Genomic DNA, 7,734 nt, shown 5'->3' with positions numbered 1-7,734 from the left:
TGCTTGATGATATCCCGCTTGACCTTGTCCTCGGAGACATTGGCGTCATGCTGGGTGGAGACCACGATGGTGTCCACCCTCTTGGGCACGCCGTTGACGTATTCGATGGTCACCTGGGACTTGCCGTCGGGGCGCAGGTAATCCATGGTGCCCTTTTTGCGGACCTCGGCCAAACGCTTGCAGAGCTTGTGGGCCAGGCTGATGGGCATCGGCATCAGCTCAGGGGTCTCGTTGCAGGCGTAGCCGAACATCATCCCCTGGTCGCCGGCCCCGCCGGTATCCACCCCCATGGCGATGTCGCAGGACTGTTCCTGAATAGAGGTGATCACCGCGCAGGTCTCGTAATCGAACCCGCTCTTGGCGTCGGTGTAGCCGATATCCTTGATGGTCTCCCGGACCAGCCGCGGTATATCGATGTAACAATTGGTTGATATCTCCCCCGCCACCAGCACCATCCCGGTGGTCACCAGGGTCTCGCAGGCCACCCGGCCGTTTATATCCTGATCCAGGATGGCGTCCAGTATCGCATCCGATACCTGATCGCACATCTTATCGGGATGTCCTTCGGTCACCGACTCGGAAGTCAAAAGGTGTCTCTCCGCCATTTTCCACTCCTTGAATTTTATGATTTATATTTGTTTATGATAGGTCAACTTCGGAGCCGTCTCCCACGCTCAGTTTCCGCTGTTTGCCCTTGACCACGGCATTGTCCCCTATGATGGATTTTTGAAGCATAATCGATTCCAGATATGCATTCTTGCCGATGATAGTATCGCTGATTATGGCGTTTTTTACATGACTCCCGGCGGCCACTGACACATAGGGCCCGATCACCGATTTTTCGATCCGGGCGGAAGGGTCTATGGATACCGGGTTATTGATCACCACCCCTTTTATTTTCTTTTTACCGGATTTCCGAGAATGCAGATCAAGCAACTGCCGGTTGGTATCCAACAGGGTCTCGGGCTTGCCGCAATCGTACCAGCCGTCGACGGTAAAGGTCTCCATGGTCTGGCCCCGGTCGATCAGCACTTGCAAAGCATCTGTCAGTTGATATTCGCCCTTGGTCTTGATTTTTTTATCGATCAGGGTGCCGATGGCGCTATACAGCTTCGGCATGTCTTTCATCAGGTAGATGCCGACGATGGCCAGGTTGCTCTGGGGATGTTCCGGTTTTTCCACTAGCCGGGTGATCTTTCCCTGGAGATGTTCCACCACTCCGAAGCGCCGGGGATCGCTGACCTCCTTGACCCCTATCTGGCTGCTTTTTTTGGACAGCAGTTTTTTAAAATCGGTGCTGAATATGGTGTCGCCCAGGATTATCAGGGCATCGTCTTTTTTTACCACATCCCTGGTCAGATAAATGGCGTCGGCCAGGCCTTTGGCCTCCTCCTGAACGATGTATTTTACTTTGAATTTATAATGGCCGTCCACATACTCTTTTATCTTATCGCCCATCTGGCCGACCACCATCACGATCTGGTCTATCGGCAAGCCTACCAACTGGTCAAGGATATGGCCGATCATCGGCTTTCCCGCCACCGAGATCAGTACCTTGGGCGTGGAATGGGTGTGGGGCCGCAAACGGGTCCCGGCCCCGGCCACCGGAATTATAACTTTCATTTTCTTTCCTTAAGAACCGATTTTAAGCGGTCGATCCTCTTTACCGGCATGGGATCCACCTGGTTAAGCAAGGCCAGATAATAGCTGATGAAATCAGCCAGGTACAGCAGGGAGAACATACGGGCTAATTTCGATATTCCGGTGCTTTGAATTTTTATGATCCCGGCCGATTCAGTGGTAATTATATCCTGTAGCACATCAAAACGCAAGCTGTTCCTGGGGTGATCGCCTGAATCCTGCAGGAGGAATATCTTGGCCTTCGCCCTGAGATCCGGTAGTTTTTCCCAGCCCACGATCTCGTTATGGCACAATTCCGGCATCACCGCCCAATAGGAAAGTATTTTGGCATTCTCGTTCAGCTGGTTGGCCCAGCGCCTGGCCACCGGAGCCAGCAGGTCGGAGGAGGCGTAAACCACCGGCAAAAAGCCGTAAATATCCGAGGCGATCTGCTTGGCTTTATTCTCCTTGCCTGGTTTGTCGGCAGAATAGTCGCCGGATAATTTTCCCAGGATATCCAATGTCTCGTTCAACCCCTCTTCCTGATTGGATATCAGGTCGCTTGATATGAATAACCCCAGCAGGGCGAAAAATGAATATCCCAATGCACCCCTGGGCGGCAATCCACCGGGTATGGTTATGAATGGGAGACCCAGAGATAGGCACCTTTCCTTTAATTTTCCCCCGGAGGTTATGGCCGCCACGGTGGATTTTCTTTTTAGGGCTTCCTCGAAATCAGACAATGTCTCCTCGGTCTCCCCGGAATAGCTGCTGGCGATCACCAGGTCGTCCGTTCCCACCCATCCCGGCAAACCGTAGTTGCGCTGGACAAAGATCGCCGAGGGTATCACGTCTGCCAGGCAGGAAGCCAGAATATCCCCGGCGATGGCCGAGCCGCCCATCCCGCAGATCACGATATTCCGATAGGCGGTCCTGGGCAGTTTGACATCCGCTTTCCGGGCGATCTCGACGGCCTGGCGGCACTGCGAGGGAAAGTCCGCGATTATCTTTCCCATGCCGGCCGGATCAAATTTTTCCAGCAATCGGGAGTCGATGTTATCCAGATCAGTCATTGTATTTTTTCCACCAAATTATCGCATTTTTTCTGATACTTTCTCTGGCAGGGTCCGCAGGCACACTCGGCCGCTTTGCTGAAATCCAGCCGGCCACCGCACTCGCACATCCAGCCGATGATCCTGGCCGGCACCCCGGCCACGATAGCGTAATCGGGGACATCGAAGCGGGCCACCGAGCCGGCCGCCACAAAGGCGTGTTTCCCTATGGTGTAGCCGCAGACTATGGTGCAGTTGGCGCCCAGGCTGGCCCCGGTTTTGACCAGGGTGGGGATCCATTTGCCGCCCTTGGGAAAGGCCGCCCGGGGGTTCATATCATTGGTAAAGACCATGGAAGGCCCGCAGAAGACGTTGTCCTCCAGGGTCACCAGGTCGTAGATCGAGACATTGTTCTGTATCTTGCAGTTATGGCCGATCTCCACCCGACTGCCTACGTAGACGTTCTGACCCAGTGAGCAGTTCTGCCCGATTTTGGCTCCTTTGGATACATGGCTGAAATGCCATATCTTGGTCCCGTTGCCGATCTCTGCCGGCTGGTCGACGTATGCGCTCTCGTGCACAAAATAGTCGCTCATTTAAGCACCTTTTATTTTATGTTGTTGGAAATTATTTTTCTCACCGCAAATATGACATCGTCCACATCGTCCGGCGTCAATCGGGTGTACAGCGGCAGGGTGATCTCTCTGGCCGACAGATCTTCCGCCACCGGGAAATCTCCCGGCTTGAACCCCATCTGCTCCTGGTAATAGGAAAACAAATGCACCGGCAGATAATGCACATTGGAGCTGATGTTCTCCTGTAGCAGCAGTTCGATGAACCGGTCCCGACCAATCTTCAATTTGGCGAAATCTATCAGCAGCGGGAAAAGGTGCCAGCAATGGCGGCCGTCGGCGGAATCCCCGGGCAGCGCGATCTGCGAAATTCCGGACAGCCCATTGCGGTATTGGTCAACAATATTTTTCCGCTTGATCAAATTACCATCTAATTTGCGCAACTGGTGGATACCCAGGGCCGCCTGGAGGTCCATCATGTTATATTTATAGCCCGGAGTAACGATATCATACTGCCACTTACCGCCGGGGGCGAATCTTTTCCAGGCATCCTTGTTCATCCCGTGAAGGGCCATGGTTCGGAGCCGGTCGGCCATTCCGCTGTCATTGGTTGTTATGGCCCCTCCCTCGCCGGTGGTGACATTTTTCACAGCATGAAAACTGAAAACGGTGAAGCGACTGATGGAACCTATCTTCTGGCCCTGGTATTCCGCACCGATAGCGTGGGCGGCATCCTCGATGACAGCCAGATCATGCCTTTTGGCGATGGCGCCGATGGCATCCATATCGCAGCTTCGTCCGGCGAAATGCACCGGGATCACTGCCCTGGTTTTTGGGGTCACGGCCCTTTCGATCTGTGCCGGATCGATATTAAAATCATCCCGGCAGACATCCGCCAGCACCGGGACCGCTCCGGCATGCAGAATGACATTGACGGTGGCGGCAAAAGTGTAGGGGGTGGTTATTACTTCATCGCCCGGGCCGATGCCCAGTACCTTGAGGCACAGAAACAGTCCGGCGGTGGCGGAGTTCAAAGCTATGACATTTTCACACCCCAGGTACCCCCCCAGCGCCTGTTCAAACCTGGCGATCTTGGGCCCGGTGGTTATCCACCCGGAGCGCAGTGAATCGACCACCTCATCTATCTCCTCCTGCCCGATATCGGGCGGGGAGAAGGGCAGCATGGTTTCCCGCCGGGGCCGGTTTGAGTATATTTCATCCCGCATTTTCTGCATCCCTGAAGGTCGGTATGACTTTCCTGATGGATTTCACCACCTTATCATGCTCGCCGGAAATCGCGGCCTTCTGCAAGCCCGGCAGAATCCCAGGCAGTTCTTTCAGCCTGGCGTGTTTTCCCTTTACCCTGAATATCTGGGCATGTTTGGTAGCGTTGATCCCTTCCTCTGCTGTCAACAATTCCTCAAAGAGTTTTTCCCCTGGCCGTAGCCCGCTAAATTCAATTTTAATATCCGTATCGGGTTCGAACCCGGAAAGTTTTATCATATCCCGGGCCAGGTCCACTATCTTTACCGGTTTGCCCATGTCCAGTACGAACACCTCCCCGCCCTGGCCCATGGCCCCGGCCTGGATCACCAATTGGACGGCTTCGGGGATGGTCATAAAATAGCGTTCCATATCCGGATGGGTGACTGTTACCGGCCCTCCGGCGGCGATCTGTTTTTTGAACAGCGGGACCACACTGCCGCGGCTCCCCAGCACGTTGCCGAAACGCACCGCCATAAATTTTGTTTTGTCCTGCCCTACCAGCCTCATTATAATTTTTTCCGAGATACGCTTGGTGGCCCCCATCACGCTGGTGGGATTGACCGCCTTGTCGGTGGAGATCAGGACGAATCTTTCGGCTTTATATTTCATCGCCGCCTCGGCTACCGCCTTGGTGCCGAAGATATTGTTCTTGACCGCCTCGCCGGGGTTATGTTCCATCATGGGGACATGTTTATGCGCCGCGGCGTGAAAAACCACCTGGGGTTTATATTTGGCGAATATATGATCCGCCCTTTTGACGTCAGCCACATCACAGATCAGGGTCTCTGTTTTTTGTCCCGGATGGCTGCGGGAAAGTTCGGTGGTGATCTCATAAAGGCTGTTCTCTCCCTTGCCCAGCAGGAGCAGCGACCCGGGATTGAAAGAAACGATCTGGCGGCAGAGCTCCGAACCGATCGAGCCCCCGGCCCCGGTGACCATAATGGTTTTATTTTTCAGATACCCGGCTATCTCGTCAAGGGCGATGTTTACCGGCGGCCGCCGCAACAGATCCTCCAGCTCGATATCCCTGATCTGGTTGATGCTGACCCCACCTTCGATTATCTCCTTTATCCCCGGGACGATCTTAAACTTCAGTCTGGCCGAATGGCACTGCTCGACCACTTCCCTGACCACCGAGCCCGTCGCCGAAGGAATGGCGATTATTATCTCCTGGACCTTATTTTCCTCCGCCAGGCGGTCGATATCCGCCCGCCCACCCAGGATGGGAATCCGATGGATCTCCCGGCCCTTTTTCTTGGGGTCATCATCGATGAAACCTACCGGTTGATAGCCGTATTCCGGATGGGCCATCATCTGGCGGATCACCATCTCCCCGGCATCGCCGGCGCCGACTATCAGAATTCTTTTGCGCTCTACGTTTCTTGAATGAACATCCGATTGATATTGGTTGAACAGCCTCAATCCCAGGCGGAGCCCTCCGATCATGATGATATCACCCAGCCATTCTGCCACCATCACGCTCAGGGGATATCCGTCCAGCCATTCCAGGCCCATCACCACCCGGGCGAAATATACCCGGCGCACCAAAAAGGAAGAAACGGCTATAAGCAAAGTGCCCAGAGTGACCGCTTTGAAAATATTGACCAGATCATTGACCCCGATATATCTCCAGACCCCCCGGTAAATCCCAGAGAAGAACAGCAGCAAAACCCTTAAGGTGGTGATGAACAGAGCTATCCGGAAATACTCGGCCCGGTAATACTGGGGGATGGTCCAGTCGAACCTGAGGCTGAAAGCCAGCCACAACGACAGATTCAGCAGCAGGACATCCGCCAACAGCATCCACAAACGTTTTTTTTCTATAAATCTCATCGGTTCATTTCTGTATACTACTGATTTATTTCGATCTGGGTTTAATGACTGCCAGAAAATGGGTGGCTAGCGGCTTCGCCAGGAATAATACTTCGCATAGCAGCCAGCTTGCTTTGGCCAGTCTTCGGGCCAGGGGCGGAACCAGGGTGGTTGTTTTAAAATCAAAATCACAGCCGGGGAACAAATTTACGATCTCGGCTTTTTTTATCCCCTTGACATCGGGGTTTCTTGGATTATCATATCTGAAATCGTACCATAGGATGATCCCCTCCCGGTTCACCACCCTGAGCATCTCGGCCGCGATGTTTCTTTTCATCGGATCAGAGAGAATGGAAGTGAACACGGTACTCTGAAGTACGATATCGAATTCCTGGTCCGGGAAGGCCAAGGTTTCGCAGTTCCCCTGGGTAATGTTGATGTTGGGATACAAACTCCTGGCCCTCTCCACCCTTTCGGGCAGAAGATCCATCCCCATAAAGATTGGCCGGGATGGCCCCGTATCTCATCAGCTCCCTCAGCCAGAATCCCTCACCGCAGCCCACCTCCAGTATTTTATAATCGCCGAAATTCCGTTTGCCGTGCTTTTCCAGGAGCTTCAGCAGAACCCGTTCCCTCTGCTGCAACATGAACAGGTTGCCCCGGTTGAACAGGCTGTACCTGTCTCCGGTGATTTTTTCCGGTCTTGGTATCTTTTCCCTATTTGAGCGACCTCATCCATACGGGCCATCCCTATCTTTTCTGGGCCTTGATCAAAATGCCCCTCTGCCGCTTATCACGGTGATGATTGTCCGGAATAATATCCACAGGTCGAAACAGAAGGTTTTTCTTCTGATGTAATATATATCCAGCCTGATCTTCTGATCCATATCCAGTTCATCCCGCCCCATCACCTGGGGAAAGCCGGTCAGCCCAGGTTTGACCGACAGCACCTTTTGCTGCCAGGGAGAGTAGGTCTTGACCAGCGGGGAGATCTCCGGGCGGGGGCCGACTACCGCCATCTCCCCTTTGATGATATTGAAAAGCTGCGGCAGTTCGTCCAAACTCCAGCGCCTTAAGAATCTGCCGAACCTGGTAATCCTGGGATCTCCCCTGACTGCCAACAGCGGGCCCTTGCTTTCGGCATTGGACACCATGGTGCGAAATTTGTATATCTTAAAGTATCTTCCGTTTTGCCCCACCCTGTCCTGCATAAAAAAAGCCGGCCCTTTGGAATCAATGACAATCACCACAGCCAATAACACCATCACTGGCAAGGAGATAACAATTGCCAGGGAGGTTAATATTATATCACATGGACGGTTCATTGTCTATCATATATTGCATTCCTGGTCTGGTGAAAACATTTTATTCATCGCGATTGAGAGGCCTACCAGAAACCAAATTATGGTGAT

At 53.3% G+C, this 7,734-nt stretch carries 8 protein-coding genes; all 8 read right to left on the bottom strand.

Annotated features, from left to right (window positions below):
• The coding region (locus KJ869_04870; GenBank protein MBU1576524.1) for a methionine adenosyltransferase at positions 1-605 on the bottom strand (605 nt) is incomplete at its 3' end.
• 34 nt (positions 606-639) lie between these two features.
• Positions 640-1,623, bottom strand: coding sequence for an NTP transferase domain-containing protein (locus KJ869_04865; GenBank protein MBU1576523.1), 984 nt, complete (start codon positions 1,621-1,623; stop codon positions 640-642).
• Entirely contained in the window at positions 1,620-2,693 is a 1,074-nt protein-coding gene (locus KJ869_04860) for a bifunctional phosphoglucose/phosphomannose isomerase (GenBank protein ID MBU1576522.1), read from the bottom strand. Before KJ869_04860 ends, KJ869_04865 begins: the two co-directional genes overlap by 4 nt.
• Positions 2,690-3,268, bottom strand: coding sequence for an N-acetyltransferase (locus KJ869_04855; protein MBU1576521.1), 579 nt, complete (start codon positions 3,266-3,268; stop codon positions 2,690-2,692). The genes KJ869_04860 and KJ869_04855 overlap by 4 nt, the downstream gene beginning before the upstream one ends.
• A gap of 11 nt (positions 3,269-3,279) precedes the next feature.
• Complete coding sequence (locus KJ869_04850; GenBank protein ID MBU1576520.1) at positions 3,280-4,428, bottom strand: DegT/DnrJ/EryC1/StrS family aminotransferase; 1,149 nt, start codon at positions 4,426-4,428, stop codon at positions 3,280-3,282.
• 31 nt (positions 4,429-4,459) lie between these two features.
• A complete protein-coding gene (locus tag KJ869_04845) occupies positions 4,460-6,343 on the bottom strand; it encodes a polysaccharide biosynthesis protein (protein ID MBU1576519.1) in 1,884 nt (627 codons plus the stop codon).
• A 25-nt stretch (positions 6,344-6,368) separates the two neighbouring features.
• Positions 6,369-6,812 carry a class I SAM-dependent methyltransferase gene (locus tag KJ869_04840; protein ID MBU1576518.1) on the bottom strand — a complete coding sequence of 148 codons (444 nt, stop codon included), beginning with the start codon at positions 6,810-6,812 and terminating at the stop codon, positions 6,369-6,371.
• Between the two features lie 280 nt (positions 6,813-7,092).
• The gene (locus KJ869_04835) at positions 7,093-7,647 is read right to left on the bottom strand and encodes a sugar transferase (GenBank protein MBU1576517.1); all 555 of its coding nucleotides are present in this window, start codon (positions 7,645-7,647) and stop codon (positions 7,093-7,095) included.
• Between the last annotated feature and the right edge of the window lie 87 nt (positions 7,648-7,734).

Source organism: Candidatus Edwardsbacteria bacterium (assembly GCA_018821925.1).
GTDB lineage: Bacteria > Edwardsbacteria > AC1 > AC1 > EtOH8 > UBA2226.
This window is presented reverse-complemented; position numbering and strand designations above follow the sequence as displayed.

Bases quoted from the DNA above. Each gene is read 5' to 3' on its own strand.
- KJ869_04865 (MBU1576523.1), bottom strand. From the start codon at position 1,623: ATGAAAGTTATAATTCCGGTGGCCGGGGCCGGGACCCGTTTGCGGCCC.
- KJ869_04860 (MBU1576522.1), bottom strand. From the start codon at position 2,693: ATGACTGATCTGGATAACATCGACTCCCGATTGCTGGAAAAATTTGAT.
- KJ869_04855 (MBU1576521.1), bottom strand. From the start codon at position 3,268: ATGAGCGACTATTTTGTGCACGAGAGCGCATACGTCGACCAGCCGGCA.
- KJ869_04850 (MBU1576520.1), bottom strand. From the start codon at position 4,428: ATGCTGCCCTTCTCCCCGCCCGATATCGGGCAGGAGGAGATAGATGAG.
- KJ869_04845 (MBU1576519.1), bottom strand. From the start codon at position 6,343: ATGAGATTTATAGAAAAAAAACGTTTGTGGATGCTGTTGGCGGATGTC.
- KJ869_04840 (MBU1576518.1), bottom strand. From the start codon at position 6,812: ATGGATCTTCTGCCCGAAAGGGTGGAGAGGGCCAGGAGTTTGTATCCC.
- KJ869_04835 (MBU1576517.1), bottom strand. From the start codon at position 7,647: ATGAACCGTCCATGTGATATAATATTAACCTCCCTGGCAATTGTTATC.